A 19455-nucleotide genomic window follows, 5' to 3' on the forward strand; every position below is an offset into this window, starting at 1 on the left:
TTAGTTAGTCACTTCAATCAACGCTTTTCCTGCCACTGGCTCAGTTAACTCACCGATAGAGGTTAGTTCAATATCAAAACGAGCAGCGACCTCTTTAACCTGTTCCACGGCTTCAGGTAATACAGCTAATAATAAGCCACCTGATGTTTGCGGATCACAGAGTAATTTACGTTGCATTTCAGTGATCTCACCAATTAAATGACCATAACTTTCAAAGTTACGACCTGTACCACCAGGAACACAGCCTTGTTCAATATAAGACTCTACTTCTGGCAATCTTGGGACTCGTGAGAAATGAATGGTGGCTTGTACACCAGAGCCATCACAGATTTCGCTTAAATGCCCTAATAAACCGAATCCTGTAACGTCTGTCATTGCAGTGACGCCTTCGATATCAGAAAAATCAGAACCGGCTTTATTCATACGGCACATAATTTCTGTTGCTAAACCTTGGTGCTCTGGTTTTAACAAACCTTTTTTCTCAGCCGTTGTTAATACACCAATACCCAAAGGTTTAGTTAAAAAGAGCTGACATCCTGCTTTAGCTTCACTGTTTTTCTTCACTTTGCTCACAGGCACGACACCTGTAACGGCAAGGCCAAAAATAGGTTCTGGCGCATCAATTGAGTGACCACCAGCCAGTGAAATGCCTGCTTCTTGGCAAGCAGCTCGACCCCCCTCAATCACTTCACGCGCAATTTCAGGTGCCAGTTTACTAATAGGCCAGCCTAGAATTGCGATTGCCATAATAGGTTTTCCGCCCATTGCAAAAATATCACTGATTGCATTCGTTGCAGCGATACGCCCAAAATCATAAGGATTATCAACGATTGGCATAAAGAAATCAGTAGTACTGATAATACCTGTGCCATTTCCTAAATCATAAACAGCAGCATCATCTTTGGTTTCATTACCTACAAGTAAGTGAGGATCATGAAACTTAGCTTGTTCGCTATGTAAAATGGTTTCTAAAACTTTTGGCGAGATCTTACAACCACAACCTGCACCATGACTGTATTGTGTTAAACGAATTGCTTCAGACATAACATGCCATCCTTTTTAAAAATAAGTCACAAAATCAGTTAAGTCAGCAGGAGAAACCGTCATTGGCGCTTTCAGGGCTGGCGTGCCTAAATAAAGGAAACCAATAATCTGGTCATGTTCACCACAGCCAAGTCCTTCTCTTACAACTGCATCATGAGTCCAAGAGCCTGAACGCCAAATCCCCCCAAATCCTTGAGCAACAGCGGCCATTTGCATTGCTTGTACACTACAACCGGCTGCAACAACTTGCTCCCATTCAGGAACTTTAGGATGATCTTTCACTTTCGCAATGACCGTGATGATCAATGGGGCACGAAAAGGTGCATTTTTTGCTTTTTCTTCAACTTCTGGCCCTAAATTACCCACAACCGCGGCTTTATGTAGTAATTGGCTAAAGCGTTCAATGCCTTCATTTTGCATCACAACGAAATGCCACGGCTTAAGTGCACCATGATCAGGCGCGCGCATACCGGCTTGTAAAATAGTATTGAGGGCTTCACTATCGGGGGCTGGAGTAGTCAGTCGGGAAGCTGAACGGCGGTTCAAAAGCAGTGTTAATGCATCCATTTTTATTCTCCTGTCAGCATTTTATTTTAGCAAGATCCCATTCTTATGGGGATGGACAGTTCTTATCAATTCGCAGTATAACAAACTGTTATATTACCACCATCCGCAGATTTAGGCGGGAATTTTTCTAAAAATCAGGTGTGTGGTCATTTAATCGTAATTTATTGTTCATAAAATGATTAATCTTAGCTTACTAAGTTAATTTAAGCTGATTTTGATCCTATTTTTCTTTTTAATTTGACGATTTTCTATATTACTTTGATGCCTTTTTGTGTGAATTTATTTAACTATTTTTACGTAAGATAAATGTTTGCTTAATAACATCTTAAGTAAAAAGTTATCATTAGTGTTTTCCTAAAAATCAATGACAGACATTCAATAAGAGCTATATTAGAATATTCCTTTATTGTTATTACTATTCTCTCTATTGATAACAACATTTTTTGTTTTAATAGTATGAGATTATGTAGATGTAGCCTGCTTACCAATAATTCTAGCATGACTGTTTAGGATTAAATTTTAGCTTTACATGATGTGGAGATAATATGAATAAAATTATGGAGTTAATCGGCGCAATATTAAAATTCAGTTGGCAAGCCATTAACTTTATCAGAAAATTAATCTTAAACGTTATTTTCTTTTTCCTTCTCTTTGTGGTCATTGGTATTTTCTTAATTAGCAAAGAAGCACAAAAACCAATGGATTATGAAGGCGCCCTTCTTGTTGATCTTAAAGGTGTGATTGTTGACCAAACTGCAACCCAAAATCCTTTAGGGGAAGTTGGGCGTGAGCTTTTAGGCGTTTCGGGTAGCCAGCTCCAAGAAAATTCATTATTTGAAGTCGTCGATACACTACGCCTAGCCTCTCAAGATCCGAAAATTAAAGGTATGGTGCTTAAACTTGATGAATTTGTCGGCGCAGATCAGCCTTCGCTAAATTATATTGGTAAGGCACTTACTGAATTTAAAAAAACAGGCAAACCGATTTTTGCAGTGAGTGGCTATTACAGTCAGCCGCAATATTATCTCGCTTCTTATGCAGATAAAATTTATCTCACACCTCAAGGTGCAGTGGGTGTTTATGGTTTTGGCTTTCAAAATCTCTATTACAAAACACTGTTAGAAAATTTAAAAGTAAGTACTCATATTTTCCGCGTAGGAACGTATAAATCTGCGGTTGAACCGTTAATGCGCAATGATATGTCTGCGGAATCTCGAGAAGCTTCATTACGTTTAGTTAATGCGCTGTGGTCTACTTATTTAACCCAAGTGGCAGAAAACCGTAGCATTACCACAGAAGATGTTTTCCCAGGTGCAAAAGAGATGATTGCACAGCTACGCAATGCAGATGGGGATAACGCAACTTATGCGCTAAATCGTAAATTAGTGGATTCTGTCAGCTCATACGCTCAATTTGAAGCTGATATGACAGAAACCTTTCAGTGGGATAAAGAGAACAAGCAATTTAACAATATCAGTATTTATGATTATGCCGATACGTTAACTTCATCATTACCTGCAAATGATGAAGGTAATATTGCCGTAGTCGTTGTTCAAGGCGCCATTATTGACGGCGAAAGCATTCCGGGCTCCGCAGGCGGTTCCACCATTGCAAATCAAATTCGCCAAGCCCGTTTAGATCCTAATATTCGAGCACTTGTATTACGTGTAAATAGCCCAGGTGGTAGTGTTTCAGCATCAGAACAAATTCGCAGTGAAGTTGAAGCCTTTAAACAACAGAAAAAACATGTGGTTGTTTCAATGGGAGGATTAGCAGCATCAGGAGGATATTGGATCTCCACACCTGCAAATAAGATTATTGCTAGTCCTTCAACATTAACGGGTTCTATTGGTATTTTCGGTGTTATTAATACCTTTGAAAACAGCCTAGAGTCTATTGGTGTTTATACCGATGGTGTCACAACATCACCTTTAGCAGGATTATCTGTCACCAATAAGTTGCCTGAAGAATTTGCCGAGTTGTTACAACTGAATATCGAAAGTGGTTATAAAACATTTCTTAATTTAGTGGCTGAATCTCGTAAAAAAACGCCAGCTCAAATTGATCGTATTGCTCAAGGTCGAGTGTGGGTAGGAATAGATGCAAAAAATGTGGGCTTAGTCGATGAGTTTGGTGATTTTGATGATGCCATTGATGCCGTTGCTAAAATGGCAAAAATTAAAGAGCCTGTTATTGATTGGATGAAGCCAGAATTAAGTCTCTCTGAACAGATAATCATGAGCTTATCAAATAATGCAAAAGCTATTATCCCTGATCCATTACAAGCTTATTTACCAGCCCCTGTTTTAAGAGAAGTAAAATCACAAACGGAGTTTTATCGCAATATGAATGATCCGCTTAACCGCTATGTGTATTGCTTATCTTGTGGTGATATTCAATAGCCGTTTTTGTCTCAACACCTGCTCTTTCAGAGCAGGTGTTTTTCTCTTTTTTCCTGACTTTGTTTAGCATAATATACTGAAGATTATTTTTTGCCCGTTTTTATCAATAGTATTTTTAACACAATGATTTAAAGCAGATATTCATTAATCTCTATTTTCTTTTTTTAGCATCCTTTCCTTTTTTTATTCTGTAAACTCCCTATAATCAGGTATTTCTCACAGCCTAATAAGAGTGTTTTGTCTGATGCAAAAGAAATCAATCTACGTTGTATACACGGGTGGTACTATTGGTATGCAACATTCTGAACACGGCTATATTCCTGTATCAGGACATTTACAACGCCAATTAGCCAAAATGCCAGAGTTCCATCGTGAAGAAATGCCTGATTTCACAATCAAAGAGCATCTTCCGCTGATCGACTCTTCAAATATTACCCCTGAAGATTGGCAATCTATTGCTGATGATATTAGTGAAAATTATCACAACTATGATGGATTCGTTATTCTTCATGGTACTGATACAATGGCATTTACTGCTTCTGCACTCTCTTTTATGTTTGAGAATCTTAGCAAGCCTATTATTGTTACTGGCTCTCAAATTCCTTTAGAAGCCTTACGGTCTGATGGACAAACAAACCTATTAAATGCGCTTTATCTTGCTGCTCATCATCCAATTAATGAAGTGGCTCTATTTTTCAATAACACGCTGTATCGCGGAAACCGCACCGTAAAAGCACATGCCGACGGCTTTAATGCCTTTGCATCGCCAAATAGCGCACCACTGTTAGAAGCGGGCATTAATATTAAACAATTTAAAATTAATTCCTTTCCTAAAGGAAATGGTGAATTTACTGCACATAATATTACGCCTCAACCTATCGGTGTTGTCACAATTTATCCGGGTCTTTCCGATGAAGTCGTTAAAAACATCCTGATGCAACCTGTGAAAGCCTTAATATTGCGCTCTTATGGTGTCGGTAATGCACCATCACACCCAGCTTTACTTTCTACCCTACGTGAAGCAACAGAGCGTGGTATTGTTGTTATCAACCTTACACAATGTATTTCTGGCCGAGTGAATATGGAAGGTTATGCAACAGGTCAAGCATTAGCGGAAGTTGGGGTGATCAGTGGCTTTGATATGACATTTGAAGCAACATTAACTAAACTGCATTATCTTCTTAGCCAACAATATAATTACACTGAAATCTGCCGACTAATGCAACAAAACCTACGCGGTGAAATGACATTAGACGATAACGACTAAGTTTAATCTAAAGGTAAAAGTGGTGAAAAATTCTGCACTGTTATTGGTTGATATACAAAATGATTTTTGTACAGGTGGTGCATTAGCTGTTAATGAAAGCGACATAGTTATACAAACAGCCAATCAACTTATTCATAGTTTCAAGCAATCTAAAAATCCTATTATCGCCAGTTTAGACTGGCATCCAGCCGATCATCTTAGCTTTGCTGAAAATTCAGGCACAGTTGTGGGAGAGGTAGGTACTCTTAATGGATTACCACAAGTTTGGTGGCCAATACATTGCGTACAAAATTCTTATGGCGCTGCATTTCATCCTGAATTAAACCAAGCACTGATTAATCATATTATTTACAAAGGGCAAAATCACCTTATTGATAGTTATAGTGCTTTTTTTGATAACGACCATGAATACCAAACAGGTTTGCATACACTTTTGCAGACATTAAATATAAAACATCTTTATATTTTAGGAATTGCTACGGATTACTGTGTCAAATTTACAGTGCTAGATGCGTTGTTATTAGGATATCAGGTTTCAGTTGTTACAGACGGTTGTCGCGGTGTCAATATTCAAGATGACGATAGCGAAAAAGCACTAGAAGAGATGAGAGCAAAAGGCGCAGCATTAATTGATTCAGCACATTGGCTTAATCGTAACAATCAATAAGTTCGTTATTTTCTTTATCTTCATAAAATGAAAAAGGGGCTAATTTTAACCAATTCGGTTAATAAATAGCCCATTTTTATATTTATTCTATCCATTCAACACAGGTTTTATTCATCATCCATTGGCGTTAACGTCGCTAAGCGTTCAGATTGAAACTGAGCTTTTAATTCTTGTTTGCTCTTCATGGTAATTTGTCCATTAGTGCCTACCGTCATATGCTCAGGTGTGTGGTTATTTTTCGCCTGCCATAATAAAACAATCTGCATGCAATGTTCTTTTTGCTCATCGGTCAATGCAACACCATCAGGCCATTTACCTAGTTCAACTGCGGTTGAAATACGCTGATAAATTTCAGGGGTTACCATCGAAATAAGTTCATTAACTTCCATTGATTGCTCCATAAGCTAAATAATCATTTGAAATGGCTGAATCGTTTTTTCAGTTGTTATTATTTTGTTAACTTAATTGAGTTAACCGACTTGTTTTTCGCCTGTTTCACTATTCGTAAATGAAAGAGATGCTGAATTAACACAATAACGCTCCCCTGTTGGAGCTGGGCCATCATTAAAAACATGACCTAAATGTGCATCACATTGCTGACAACGGATTTCAGTTCTTTTCATATTATGAGAAAAATCATCAATATAGCGAATTGCATTATCACTAACAGGTTGATAAAAGCTTGGCCAACCACATCCCGCATCAAATTTTGTATCTGAATAAAACAGAGGAGCAGAACAACATAAACAGTGATAAATTCCTGTTTGACGGTTGTGTAATAATTTACCACTAAATGGCGGTTCTGTGCCTTGCTGTTGCGTTACATAACGTTGCATTTCGTTGAGTGTTGATAAATCAAGGTGATTGTTATTACTTGAAATATTCACTTTCTTTTCATTATCTGCCATATCGACCTCTTGCCCAGAAAAATGCTTTTTAAAACAACAGTGAATAATAACAAAGATTTAACAACAAATCTGGAAAATATGGTCTAAAATCATCAAGAGTAATCTTTAGTTTTTGAAATGTGATGAATTTCACATAACGGAGCAAAGGTAACTTCATTTATCGGCGTTGATCCCGATAATACACAGCGTAACATTTGGCTAAAACGACCAATCTTTAAGCGAAAAGTGTTTTTTTAATTGATTTTTTGCAATTATTGACACGATTCCGCTTGACGATTGGCGCGGTTTTGGTAACTTTAGAAGCAACTTTTTAATTCACTAAATTAAAGCTGGTGGAATACATATGACTATCAAAGTAGGTATTAATGGTTTTGGTCGTATCGGCCGCATCGTTTTCCGTGCTGCTCAAGAACGTTCAGATATCGAAATCGTAGGTATTAACGATCTGTTAGACGCAGACTACATGGCATACATGCTGAAATACGATTCAACTCATGGCCGTTTCAACGGTACTGTTGAAGTAAAAGATGGCCACCTCGTTGTTAATGGTAAAACCATCCGCGTAACTTCAGAAAGAGATCCAGCAAATCTGAAATGGAACGAAGTCGGTGCTGACGTTGTTGCAGAAGCAACTGGTCTGTTCTTAACTGATGAAACCGCTCGTAAACACATCCAAGCTGGTGCGAAAAAAGTTGTTCTGACTGGTCCTTCAAAAGACAACACACCAATGTTCGTAATGGGCGTAAACCATAAATCATACGCAGGCCAAGATATCGTTTCTAACGCATCTTGTACTACTAACTGCTTAGCGCCTTTAGCTAAAGTTATCAACGATAACTTCGGTATCGTTGAAGGTCTGATGACTACTGTTCACGCAACAACTGCAACTCAACGTACTGTTGATGGTCCATCTGCAAAAGACTGGCGTGGTGGTCGTGGTGCTTCTCAAAACATCATCCCATCATCAACTGGTGCTGCTAAAGCGGTAGGTAAAGTTATCCCTGAACTGAACGGCAAACTGACTGGTATGTCTTTCCGTGTTCCTACTCCTAACGTTTCTGTTGTTGACCTGACTGCACGTCTGGAAAAACCAGCAACTTACGCTCAAATCTGTGACGCTATCAAAGCAGCAGCTGAAGGCGAACTGAAAGGCGTTCTGGGCTACACTGAAGATGCAGTTGTTTCAACTGACTTCAACGGTGAAGTTCTGACTTCAGTATTTGATGCTAAAGCAGGTATCGCACTGAACGACAACTTTGTTAAATTAGTTGCTTGGTACGATAACGAAGTTGGTTATTCAAACAAAGTTCTGGATCTGATTTCTCATATCTCTAAATAATTAGAGTTTAGAAAGTCACGATTTCTTTTAGAGCCACCTTTTCGGTGGCTCTTTTATTTTCTAGCCAGTCAGTTTATTGTATTGAAATAGTCAGTGACATAAGGTCATAAAATAATGAATGAGAAAATTTTTTCTTTGCCGATTATTGAACAAATATCACCTTACTTAAGTCGTCGGCAATTAGGCGAACTTCCTATCCTTGTTATTTCACATCCTAAAGTACGCGCAGCTATCAGTCTTCAAGGCGCACATTTAATTGCTTGGCAACCCGCACAAGAGCATCCTGTATTTTGGGTAAGCGAAGCTTCTCTCTTCACTCCCGGTGTTGCCATTCGTGGTGGTATCCCTATTTGCTGGCCTTGGTTTGCTTCAGCAGGTACACCAAGCCATGGATTTGCACGAATTCTTCCTTGGGAATTTAGTGCTCACACAGAGCAAGAGGATGGCGTACTCATTACCATGACACTAAAAGAGAGCCAGCAGACGCAGAAATATTGGCCTCATGAGTTTACGGTTATTGCTCGCTTTAAATTAGGCGCAACCTGTGAGGTTGAATTAGAATCTTACGGTGATTATGAAGCGACAGCCGCCCTTCACTCTTATTTTAATGTGAGTGACATTGATAATGTCTCTGTAACTGGCTTAGGAGGCCACTACATTGACACCGTGGCAGATAAAGAGGTTTACACTGATGAAACCTCATTACGCTTCAATGGACGCACTGACAGGCTTTATACAGAGCCTGACGATTTTAATCTTATTCATGATGATGGCTGGGATCGCACAATTGAGGTTCATCATTACCATCATAGTGATGTGGTATGTTGGAACCCCGGTGCAGAACTCGCAAGTTCAATGAAAGATATGAGCACAGGTGGCTATCGTAAAATGGCTTGCGTAGAAACCGCTCGTATCCACCAACCATTAAAACCAGATAACGTTCATCCTGGTCGCTTATCTCTGGTAGTTCGTGTTCGTAAAAATATTGCCGAAAAATAAAGTATTACTGATATCTTGCCACCATAAAAAAGCTTCGAGTTTGAATCGAAGCTTTTTTTATTATGGCTAATCTTACTAAATTCTAGTTAGATTTTCGCTAATTAGAATGCGTAAGTCACACCTGTCCACACAATCGCTGTAACAGATTTATTTACCATTGGGCTGTCTTTCACTTCACTTGGCAAATGGTCAACACGTCCCATCACAAAGAAATTCCAGTTTTCAGCAAACTTATAGTTCGCCGATAGCTCTACATACGGTCTCCAGCTATCATTTGGCGTATATTCTGCTAAACCACTACGTTGAGATTCTGCGTGAGTAATACCATAAGCGTAACGGTTTTGCTTTTTGTTTTCCCAAACAACACCTGCACCTGGTTGTAAAGACCAGTTACCAAATTCGAAAGGATATAAATAAGCGGCGTCAGCGATAATACCGTTACTTTTGCCTAGCATATCACCAGAAACGATCGCTCTTAAGCTACCCCATGATTCGTGGTGTTTATAAGTAAAGCCACCCATCATAGTGTCACGGCGACGATTCAGTTTTTTCATTTGCTCATCGTCACTATCACTTGGTTTAAAGGCTTGAGGATAGTAGTGTAAATCAACAGAAAGTTGATCTTTCGGTGTATTCCATAGGTAATATCCCGCCGCTAACGTTGCGAAATAGAAATTCTCTGATTGGTAATTAACTTGCGGTACTGGTAATAAATAATCTTTTGATTTAGCCCCTTTATAAGGAGTGACTTGTGCTAAAACTGAACCACCAATTGACCATTCTCCAGCAAATGCTGCTGGCGTGCTTAATCCTGCAATAACGGCCAAAGAAACGATAATCTTCTTATTACTCACGATGATTTTCCATATTGTCATTAATCATTAATAAAGTAGCAACCAAAAACCTATTTCAGTCACAACTAACTAAAACTGGCATTATTTTACCTATAATTATTTTATTTTTGCATTAAATGTGTAGCAATCAATGCTTGCCCTAATGCAATACCGCCATCACCAGCAGGTAACATCATAGGTGTTAATACTTTTTTATTGTTTAATTTTTTCTTAAACAGGTGTTTGAGTAGCATGTTATTTAACACACCCCCCGTAAGTACAATGGTATCAATCTGATGTTCATCCGCACATTGCAATGCAATTTTGCTTAAACTTTCAGCTAATAAATAATGAAATAACCACGCTTTTTCACTGACATTAAGATCAACATCTTCCCATTGTGTCCAAAAAACAGATAGATCAAGCAAGTTGTTTTTTACAGGCATCAAATGCCCATATTGCTTAATAATTTCTGTTTGTTTGTCTTGATGACACTGTAATGCCGCCGTTTGTAAGTAACATGCAGCTTCACCTTCCCAACTTATTTCTTTAGGCGCTAATCCTAATGATGCTGAAACTGCATCAAAAAACCGACCACAAGAAGAGGCTTTAGGCGAATTTAAACCACGTTCTACTGCCTTACTTAATATTTGCAAATCATTACTAGGTATCATTTTGGCGATAACACTACCTTGCCAATCTTTAGAAAAAGTAGCTAAATGTGCGAACCAGTTTCGCCAAGGTTGAACTGAGGCAAGATTGCCTCCTGGCATAGCAACCGCAGGAAGCCCACCAATCCGTTCTGATTTTTGATAATCCACCAGCAAACATTCTCCGCCCCATAAAGTCCCGTCTTGTCCAAAACCTAATCCATCAAGAGCAATACCAATAACAGCACCTTGTTGATGTGTATGACCATGTTCAGCAAGACAAGAAACAATATGTGCATGATGATGAGAGACTTCAATAACAGGAATATTTTGCTCTTGAGCAAACTGCTTACCCAACCGATGACTGATGTAGTTAGGATGCGCATCTATTGCAATTGCTTTAGGGGTGAAGCGATAAATTTGTTGGAAAAGAGCCAACGATTTTACCAACTGTTGTCGCACGCTTAAATCATCAAGATCCCCTAAATGAGGACCCATAATGGCTTGATGCTGACGTAATAAGCAAAATACATTTTTGAGATCGCCCCCCATTGCAAGCACTGACGGTTGCGCCTCAAAATCTTCAGGTAATGAAATCGCATCAGGTACATACCCGCGAGAACGTCGGATCATGACGCTCTGTTTACCCTCAATACGAACTAATGAATCATCCGCCCTTTGTATAATTTCTCTATTATGCATTAAGAATAAATCTGCAATATCTTTCAATTGCATTAAGGCATCTTCATTACTTAATGCTGGTGTATGGCCTGATGCATTTCCTGATGTCATAACAAGAGGAATGTTCGTACCACGCGCTAATAGATGTTGCAGTGGATTGGCTGGCAACATAACACCAATTTCAGTTAATCCCGGCGCAATAAGCTCCGCAAGTTTAGGTGTAACAGTTTTAGGGACTAATACAATTGGGGCTGCGGTGCTTTGCAATGTTTGGATAGCTGTAGGAAGAAAATCGAGATCTTGCTTATCTGCTTTAATTTGATCAATTCCTGTGATCATCACAGCTAATGGCTTTGCGGGTCGGTACTTGCGTTCGCGTAATAATGCAACGCTCTCATTATTACGTGCATCACACACTAAATGAAAACCACCAATACCTTTAACTGCAACAATTTTTCCAGCAAGTAATGCTTCACAAGCTTGGGTTAATGCAAGCTCTTTCGTTGCTAACTCTTTACCCTGATTATCTGTAAGCCAGATATGAGGCCCACATACAGGGCATGCATTAGGCTGAGCATGAAACCGTCTATCTGCGGGATCTTCATATTCATGTTTACATTCAGGGCAGAATGGAAATTCAGACATAGAAGTAAAAGGCCTGTCATAAGGCATTTTTTTTATAATAGTAAAACGAGGGCCACAATGTGTGCAGTTAATAAAAGGATAATGATAACGACGATTTTGTGGGTCAAACAATTCATCAATGCAAGCTTGGCAAGTTGTTGCATCAGGAACAACTTGTGTATCCATTTCGCCACCACCACTTTTTACAATAATAAAATCAGTAGGCAGCTGTTCCCATTGATAAGGTGATTCTTCTATACGTTCAATACGTGCTAATGGTGGGCATTCTGCTTTTAATGCCTCTATAAAGAGTGCATTTTTAGGTGAAGGCGTTAAATGTATCAATACCCCCAAACTATCATTGCTCACTTGCCCTAATAAACCAAAACGATGAGCTAATTGCCAAACAAATGGGCGAAATCCAACGCCTTGAACCTTTCCTTTCACACGCAATGCAATGCCGTTACTCATAGGATCACCAAATCAAAATAAATTTAATCTTATTCTAGTTTAGTGATTATCAACAACTTTCATTTAGATCAGAAAAAGTGGAATTAGGTAAATTTATCATCACTTCAACAATAACTCTTGGTGCTATTGCACACAGTAATTCGTAACCAATAGTGCCACATGCCATTGCAACATCATCAACAGGAAGTTCTTTCCCCCATAATTCAACTGGACTACCGTAATTGACATCAGGAAAATCCGTAACATCAATGGTTAGCATATCCATAGAGATGCGCCCTACCAATTGTGTTTTATGTCCATTAACAATAACAGGTGTACCGTCTGGTGCGTGTCTTGGATAACCATCAGCATAACCACAGGCAACAACACCGATCCGCATATCACGCTCAGCGGTATATCGGCTACCATAACCTATCTGCTCACCTTTTTTGACTTGTTGAATGGCTAATATTTCACTATTAAATGTCATTACGGGTTGTAAATCGAAATTAGCAATATCTTGCCAAACACCCGAAGGCGAAACACCATATAAAATAATACCTGGGCGTACCCAATCTTGATAAGTTTCAGGATCAAATAACGTTGCAGCTGAATTTGCCAAACACCGAGGTAATTCATTTACCATTGCCTGATTAATGGCGGCCTTTTGTGCATTCATGTTCAATCCAGTATCTGCATTAGCAAAATGCGACATTTGGATAATTGAACCAATATTTTTGATACTTTTCGCACGATCAATCGCTTGTTGATAAGCATCAGGACGATAACCTAAACGGTTCATTCCACTATTAAGCTTAAGATAAATATTGATAGGTCTTTCTAATTGTGCTTTTTCTATGGCATCAAATTGCCAATCTGAATGCACTGCGGTGGTAAGTGAATAACGCTCGAGTAAATAGACATCTTCTGGTTTAAAAAAACCTTCGAGTAAAAGGATGGGACCAACCCATCCTTGCTCTCTTAACATGATAGCTTTGTCTAACTCAATTAATGCAAAACCATCAGTATGACTTAATGCCGGCCAAACACAGGATAATCCATGTCCATAAGCATCTGCTTTTACAACAGACCACACTTTGCTGCCTCTGACTCTCTCTTTAATAACAGATAGATTATGGCTTAATGCATCGAGGTTAATGGTTACTTTTGTGGGTCTGGACATGTTTTTTCCTCAATTAATAAGCTGCATCAAGTTTTTGCCCCGGTAAGAGCAATTTAGTATTAAAGCCATCGATATACCGAAACACAGATAAATCATCAGCGGCAATAGCAGGTTTATTCCCTGAAATTAAATCAGCCAATAATTGTCCAGAGCCACATGCCATTGTCCAACCTAATGTGCCGTGCCCTGTATTTAATGATAAATTGCGATAAGCCGTAGGTCCTACAATTGGTGTACCATCAGGTGTCATAGGTCTTAAACCTGTCCAAAAAGTGGCTTTCTCAATATCACCACCACCTTGATAGAGATCTTGTACAACCATTTTTAATGTTTCACAGCGCGATTTTAAAATATCCAGATTAAAACCAACGACTTCTGCCATTCCGCCAACACGAATTCGCTCATCAAAACGAGTTACTGCGATTTTATAAGTTTCATCTAAAATAGTGGATGTTGGTGCTCTTGAAGCATCAATAATCGGCATCGTAAGTGAATAACCTTTAAGAGGGTAAACTGGAATAGCGACTTTGTTTTTCAAAAACTCTGTTGAATAAGAGCCCATGGCAACAACATAATGATCGGCTGTTAATAATCCATCATGACATTGAACACCCGCTACTTTATCACCATCAAATAACAAATGTTTGATTTCTTTGTTAAACAAGAAAGTAACACCTGCATCTTCTGCCATTTTAGCGAGTCTTTTCGTGAAAGTTTGGCAATCACCCGTTTCATCATTTGGTAAACGTAAACCACCTGTCAATTTGTGACTAACATGCTCAAGTGCAGGTTCGGCTAATTTTAGTTGATCCGCAGTTAACAATTCATAAGCAACGCCTTCTTGCTTTAATACAGCAATATCATTGGCTGCATTATCAAATTGCTTTTGATCACGGAAAAGTTGCAGAGTGCCGCCTTGGCGACCTTCATATTCAATGCCAGTGTCTTGGCGTAACTGACGAATGCAATCACGGCTATATTCGGCAATACGCACCATGCGGCTTTTATTCATAGTGTAATGTGACGCATCACAATTACGTAACATTTGCCACATCCAACGTAATTGGAAAAGTGAGCCATCGGGTTTAATCGCTAATGGTGCGTGCTTTTGAAACATCCATTTAACTGCTTTTAATGGAATACCTGGCGCGCCCCAAGGCGTTGCATACCCTGGAGATATTTGGCCTGCATTACCTGCACTCGTCTCTTCAGCTGCACTATTTTGTCTATCAACAACAATGACTTCATGGCCTTGTTGCACAAGATACCACGCACTCGTTACACCAATAACGCCGCCACCTAAGATGATCACTTTCATGGCAAGACTCCAATAATTTACATTGATATAACATAAGAATAATATTCCATACACAAAAAGCCAATATAGAATAATCATCTAAGCCAATAAAAAGATAGATTTTAGAGTTAAGTCACATTTGATTGTTATTCGACAGATGATTTTCAAAAAAAAACATTTAATTAACCAGTAAAATCAATGATATATTATTTTTACTGTAAATTATAAAAATATTGATTAGTAAATTATTTTAAATTGAAGGGATTTTAAGGTGTAGGAAAAGAAAATTGGAACTTTATTAAAATCTAAAAATTAGCTTATTTTAAGATGATAACGCCTAAATTAACTCACTTTGGTTACTCTTTTTACTAAAAATAACCTATTTAAAGCATTGCCTAAAAAATGACACATTGGCTTTTTAAAAAGCATAAAAAAACCAGTATCACAAATTATATGCATACTGGTTTTTCTATTGTGATAAAGCAGCAAACGTAATTAGCGTTTTACTTCTTCTAGGTCACTTGGTAATGGTGACTGTAAACTTTGCCAGATAACACCACTGTCTTTACCATATTGACGGACACATTCCATGACATGCTCGACATCTTTTTGCTCACATAATGCAGCCAGTTTTTTATAGAATGCTAATGCGAGTTCTTTGGCTTGAATATTTGAGAAATAATAACGACCTACGCGCGTATAAAGCCCTTTTAAGCCGTTTAAGATAAGACCATAAATTGGGTTACCTGATGCAAACGCCAATCCACGGAAAATGTTGTAATCCAGTTCACTAAACTCATCAGCGCTATTTTCAGTAGTAAGCTCATGGTTTAAAATTTCAATACATTTTTCAGGGCTATTTCTAAATGCTGTACGTATAAAAATAGCTGAGATATTGGTTCTGACGGCCAATAAGTTATCTATTAACTGTGGTACTCGATCATGATCGAGACGAGCGACTGTTTCAAGGATATTAAGGCCTGATGTTTCCCAGAAATTGTTTACCTTCGTTGGCTTTCCGTGTTGAATTGTTAACCAACCATCACGAGCAAGGCGTTGTAACACTTCTCTTAATGTGGTTCTTGTAACACCGATTAATTCAGAGAGCTCACGTTCCGCTGGAAGAATAGATCCAGGAGGAAAACGATTATTCCAGATGCTTTCAACAATATACTCTTCCGCAAAACCTGCGGGGCTTTGAGCCTTAATAACCATATTTTTATTTCTTCCGAAGCGATTTTTCTGCTAATAATGGAAAAGATAATATCAGAATGCGTAATTTTGATATAGCTCAACCATCATTAAATAGTGAATGGCATCATAAAACTTGATGTAGCTTTATCAATTTATTATTACTGAGGCGCTTAATTTCACAGCGATTAGCGCGTACTATGGTTAAATTGCGCATCATTGCGCTTAAAATCTCTATTTGGAGGATGAGAAACCTAATGGATATGAGTATAAGACAAGCACTACTAAAGAACTTTATGGGGAATTCCCCAGATTGGTATAAGCTTGCTATTCTTACTTTTTTAATTATCAACCCACTGATTTTTTTCTTTGTTGACCCTTTTGTCGCCGGTTGGCTATTAGTTGTAGAATTTATTTTTACACTGGCTATGGCGCTAAAGTGTTACCCGTTACAACCCGGAGGATTACTTGCTATTGAGGCCGTCATCATTGGTATGACTAGCCCAAAACAGATTGGTCATGAAATTGCCAACAACCTTGAAGTGATTTTGCTTCTTGTCTTTATGGTTGCAGGTATCTATTTTATGAAGCAATTATTACTGTTTGCTTTTACTAAACTGCTGTTATCCATTCGCTCTAAACGAATGTTGTCTATTGCCTTTTGCTTCGCAAGTGCATTTTTATCTGCCTTTTTAGATGCTTTAACCGTTATCGCGGTTGTAATCAGTGTCTCTCTCGGTTTCTATTCTATTTATCATAATTTCGCTTCTAACCAATCAGGTGCAGAATTAAATAATGATGGATTTATTGATACCGCAGAAAAAAAACAAACTTTAGAACAATTCCGTGCTTTTTTACGTAGCTTAATGATGCATGCGGGTGTTGGTACTGCATTAGGTGGCGTAATGACCATGGTTGGTGAACCACAAAACCTTATTATTGCAAAACATTTAGAGTGGGATTTTGTGACCTTCTTTATCAGAATGTCACCTGTCACTATTCCTGTTTTCTTTGCTGGCCTTGCAGTGTGCTACCTTGTAGAACGCTTTAAGCTCTTTGGTTATGGTGCTGAATTACCTGATTTAGTTCGTAAAGTTCTCACTGAATACGATAAGAAAAACAGTGAAAAACGCACTTCTCAAGAAAAAGCACAACTGATGATCCAAGCATTAATTGGTATTTGGTTGATTGTTGCTTTAGCGCTCCATTTAGCAGAAGTCGGTATTATCGGTTTATCTGTTATTATTCTTGCCACTGCATTTTGTGGGATCACAGAAGAACACGCTCTTGGTAAAGCATTTGAAGAAGCCTTACCTTTCACTGCGTTATTGACTGTTTTCTTCTCTATTGTTGCTGTTATTATTGATCAACAATTATTTGGCCCTATTATTCAGTTTGTTCTTCAAGCTTCAGAATCCTCACAATTGTCTCTTTTTTACCTCTTTAATGGTCTACTATCTGCTATTTCAGATAACGTGTTTGTGGGTACGGTTTATATCAGTGAAGCTTTAACAGCATTGCAAAATGGATTAATTAGCCAATCACAATATGAACATATTGGTGTTGCTATTAATACAGGTACAAACTTACCTTCTGTTGCGACGCCAAATGGTCAAGCCGCATTCCTGTTCTTATTAACATCGGCATTATCACCACTTATCCGTTTATCATATGGCCGTATGGTGATAATGGCACTGCCATATACAATTGTAATGACATTGCTTGGTTTACTGGCTGTTGAATTTTGGCTTGTTCCTGCAACACACTGGTTTTATGAAATTGGTTTAGTTGCTATTCCATAACAATAGATCCACAGTTACACCACATAAATAGGACTTTTATTTGATAAAAGTCCTATTTTTTTCATTAAAATAAGCTTGAATGTAAATATTTGTGAAATAACAGGTTTTAACTTTTTTTGCGCTTGATTTTTGGGCAGAATAGGCACTTATTTTATTTAATATTTAAATGGATATTATTATGCTGACTTCTCTTCGTCACTGGTCACAAAGCCGTTTTTCATGGCTGTTGCTTGCATTAACAGCAATAGGTCTTGAAGGTGCTGCATTGTATTTTCAGTACGGAATGGAATTAATGCCTTGCGTAATGTGCGTCTATCAACGTATCGCAGTATTAGGGATCTTAGTTGCTGCATTGATTGGGGCATCTGCACCTAAAATGGCTCTTATGCGTATGGCGGGTAGTTTCTTATGGATTTATTCTGCATACCGAGGAATTGAACTAGCTTGGGAGCATACACAACTTATTCTGAATCCATCACCTTTTGCAACCTGTGATTTCTTTGTCACTTTACCTTCTTGGTTTGCCCTGCAAGATTGGTTCCCTTCTGTATTCCAAGCAACCGGTGATTGCTCTGTCAGCCAATGGCAATTCTTAACTTTAGAAATGCCACAATGGATGCTTATTATTTTCTCTGCTTATTTTGTTGTAGGTTTATTAGTATTAATGAGCCAAATAACAAGTTCTTTTAAGACAAAAGAATAAAAAAGAAAATAGCCTTTAGCGATAAACTAAAGGCTATTTTTATAATAGAGAAATGGTGATTCAGCATTCAACCCCAAATAAGCTTTAACCTGGAATGCAAGCCCCTTCAATTAAAGCTTGTTCACTACAACGCTTACCATTAGCAAATTGACACACTGGCGTCTGACCGCCATGCAATTCATAGTTTAAAGAAGGCACACCACCTGAAAAGACACAGGTTGCCTTGGCTGATTCTTCTAAGGGAATATCAAGGCTGGTTGTCGGTATCGTTCGACTTTTACTAACCATTTGTGTAGATGAATATTGTGTCTGCGCTGAATTACTGCATCCTGCAATAAAAGCAAAGCTAGTCAACATAATAAGATAACAAGCTGTTTTAAATTTCTTTTGCATCAAAGACACCCTAATTTATTCCAGTTATTCCTATTAGTGTGAAGCACTTTTTGAAAGTAGATTTATAACTAAAACACCAGCAATAATTAAAGTCATACCAACAATGGCAGGTAAATCGAGTTTTTGTTGATAAAGAAATACTGCTGCAACAGAGACTAAAACTATCCCTAATCCACTCCATATTGCATAAGCAATACCTAATGGCATAACTCTTACCACTTGAGAAAGTGCCCAAAAAGAAAGACAGTAACCAATGACGACTACAATAGATGGATATAATCGGCTAAAACCATCAGAAGCTTTCAGCATTGTTGTCGCAATGACTTCAGATATAATTGCCAACATTAAGTAAGTTAATCCATTCATTTTTTCGCCTTAATCCTATACAAAGTCAATTTTGTGAATTCTATCACAAGCGAGATTACGGATATTCATCTACAACAAATAAAAAAGGC

The 19455-nt window shown here is 38.2% G+C and carries 18 protein-coding genes; 7 read left to right on the top strand and 11 right to left on the bottom strand.

All coding sequences use genetic code 11. The features are described from left to right. On the bottom strand, positions 1-1044 hold the full coding sequence (gene selD, locus ACNART_RS02650) for a selenide, water dikinase SelD (RefSeq protein ID WP_198619923.1): 1044 nt from the start codon (positions 1042-1044) through the stop codon (positions 1-3). 15 nt (positions 1045-1059) lie between these two features. Next, complete coding sequence (locus ACNART_RS02655; RefSeq protein WP_023581966.1) at positions 1060-1611, bottom strand: NAD(P)H nitroreductase; 552 nt, start codon at positions 1609-1611, stop codon at positions 1060-1062. Between the two features lie 545 nt (positions 1612-2156). Here ACNART_RS02655 and sppA point away from each other — a divergent pair. The 3 genes from sppA to pncA all read left to right on the top strand — a co-directional run bounded on the left by sppA (position 2157) and on the right by pncA (position 5947). Next, positions 2157-4013 carry a signal peptide peptidase SppA gene (gene sppA / locus ACNART_RS02660; RefSeq protein WP_368926599.1) on the top strand — a complete coding sequence of 619 codons (1857 nt, stop codon included), beginning with the start codon at positions 2157-2159 and terminating at the stop codon, positions 4011-4013. A gap of 244 nt (positions 4014-4257) precedes the next feature. After that, complete coding sequence (gene ansA / locus ACNART_RS02665) at positions 4258-5280, top strand: asparaginase (RefSeq protein WP_109372094.1); 1023 nt, start codon at positions 4258-4260, stop codon at positions 5278-5280. Positions 5281-5302: 22 nt separating this feature from the next. Further along, on the top strand, positions 5303-5947 hold the full coding sequence (gene pncA / locus ACNART_RS02670; protein ID WP_198630157.1) for a bifunctional nicotinamidase/pyrazinamidase: 645 nt from the start codon (positions 5303-5305) through the stop codon (positions 5945-5947). A 107-nt stretch (positions 5948-6054) separates the two neighbouring features. On the opposite strand, the gene ACNART_RS02675 is transcribed toward pncA, so the two are convergent. Both ACNART_RS02675 and msrB read right to left on the bottom strand, forming a co-directional pair. Then, complete coding sequence (locus tag ACNART_RS02675; protein ID WP_100160296.1) at positions 6055-6336, bottom strand: YeaC family protein; 282 nt, start codon at positions 6334-6336, stop codon at positions 6055-6057. A gap of 81 nt (positions 6337-6417) precedes the next feature. Further along, positions 6418-6855, bottom strand: a complete 438-nt coding sequence (msrB, locus tag ACNART_RS02680) for a peptide-methionine (R)-S-oxide reductase MsrB (RefSeq protein WP_196532548.1) — start codon at positions 6853-6855, stop codon at positions 6418-6420. Positions 6856-7198: 343 nt separating this feature from the next. On the opposite strand from msrB, the gene gapA reads away from it, so the two are divergent. Then, positions 7199-8194 carry a glyceraldehyde-3-phosphate dehydrogenase gene (gapA, locus tag ACNART_RS02685; protein ID WP_109372088.1) on the top strand — a complete coding sequence of 332 codons (996 nt, stop codon included), beginning with the start codon at positions 7199-7201 and terminating at the stop codon, positions 8192-8194. A 114-nt stretch (positions 8195-8308) separates the two neighbouring features. After that, on the top strand, positions 8309-9193 hold the full coding sequence (locus ACNART_RS02690) for a D-hexose-6-phosphate mutarotase (protein ID WP_196532547.1): 885 nt from the start codon (positions 8309-8311) through the stop codon (positions 9191-9193). A 101-nt stretch (positions 9194-9294) separates the two neighbouring features. On the opposite strand, the gene ACNART_RS02695 is transcribed toward ACNART_RS02690, so the two are convergent. The 5 genes from ACNART_RS02695 to fadR all read right to left on the bottom strand — a co-directional run bounded on the left by ACNART_RS02695 (position 9295) and on the right by fadR (position 16126). Continuing rightward, positions 9295-10047, bottom strand: coding sequence for a MipA/OmpV family protein (locus ACNART_RS02695; RefSeq protein WP_368926596.1), 753 nt, complete (start codon positions 10045-10047; stop codon positions 9295-9297). A 101-nt stretch (positions 10048-10148) separates the two neighbouring features. Then, positions 10149-12452 (bottom strand): carbamoyltransferase HypF, encoded by a 2304-nt coding sequence (gene hypF, locus ACNART_RS02700; RefSeq protein ID WP_368926594.1) that lies wholly within the window; start codon positions 12450-12452, stop codon positions 10149-10151. Positions 12453-12501: 49 nt separating this feature from the next. Next, entirely contained in the window at positions 12502-13614 is a 1113-nt protein-coding gene (gene alr, locus ACNART_RS02705; RefSeq protein WP_198619916.1) for an alanine racemase, read from the bottom strand. 13 nt (positions 13615-13627) lie between these two features. Then, on the bottom strand, positions 13628-14932 hold the full coding sequence (locus ACNART_RS02710; protein ID WP_109373571.1) for a D-amino acid dehydrogenase: 1305 nt from the start codon (positions 14930-14932) through the stop codon (positions 13628-13630). A gap of 474 nt (positions 14933-15406) precedes the next feature. Then, positions 15407-16126 (bottom strand): fatty acid metabolism transcriptional regulator FadR, encoded by a 720-nt coding sequence (gene fadR, locus ACNART_RS02715; protein ID WP_109373572.1) that lies wholly within the window; start codon positions 16124-16126, stop codon positions 15407-15409. Between the two features lie 233 nt (positions 16127-16359). Here fadR and nhaB point away from each other — a divergent pair, with 233 nt between their 5' ends. Together nhaB and dsbB are read left to right on the top strand one after the other, a co-directional pair. After that, entirely contained in the window at positions 16360-17904 is a 1545-nt protein-coding gene (nhaB, locus tag ACNART_RS02720) for a sodium/proton antiporter NhaB (RefSeq protein ID WP_109373573.1), read from the top strand. 178 nt (positions 17905-18082) lie between these two features. After that, positions 18083-18607 carry a disulfide bond formation protein DsbB gene (dsbB, locus tag ACNART_RS02725; RefSeq protein WP_109373574.1) on the top strand — a complete coding sequence of 175 codons (525 nt, stop codon included), beginning with the start codon at positions 18083-18085 and terminating at the stop codon, positions 18605-18607. Between the two features lie 84 nt (positions 18608-18691). Here the strand turns inward: dsbB and ACNART_RS02730 are convergent, their stop codons facing one another. Further along, positions 18692-19000: a DUF333 domain-containing protein gene (locus tag ACNART_RS02730; protein WP_198619915.1), complete on the bottom strand. Its 309-nt coding sequence runs from the start codon at positions 18998-19000 to the stop codon at positions 18692-18694. Between the two features lie 33 nt (positions 19001-19033). Beyond that, a complete protein-coding gene (locus tag ACNART_RS02735) occupies positions 19034-19366 on the bottom strand; it encodes an SMR family transporter (protein ID WP_023581949.1) in 333 nt (110 codons plus the stop codon). Positions 19367-19455: the final 89 nt, after the last annotated feature.

Origin of the sequence: Proteus sp. LHD240705 (genome assembly GCF_047921555.1) — a bacterium.
In the GTDB taxonomy this organism is placed as follows: domain Bacteria; phylum Pseudomonadota; class Gammaproteobacteria; order Enterobacterales; family Enterobacteriaceae; genus Proteus.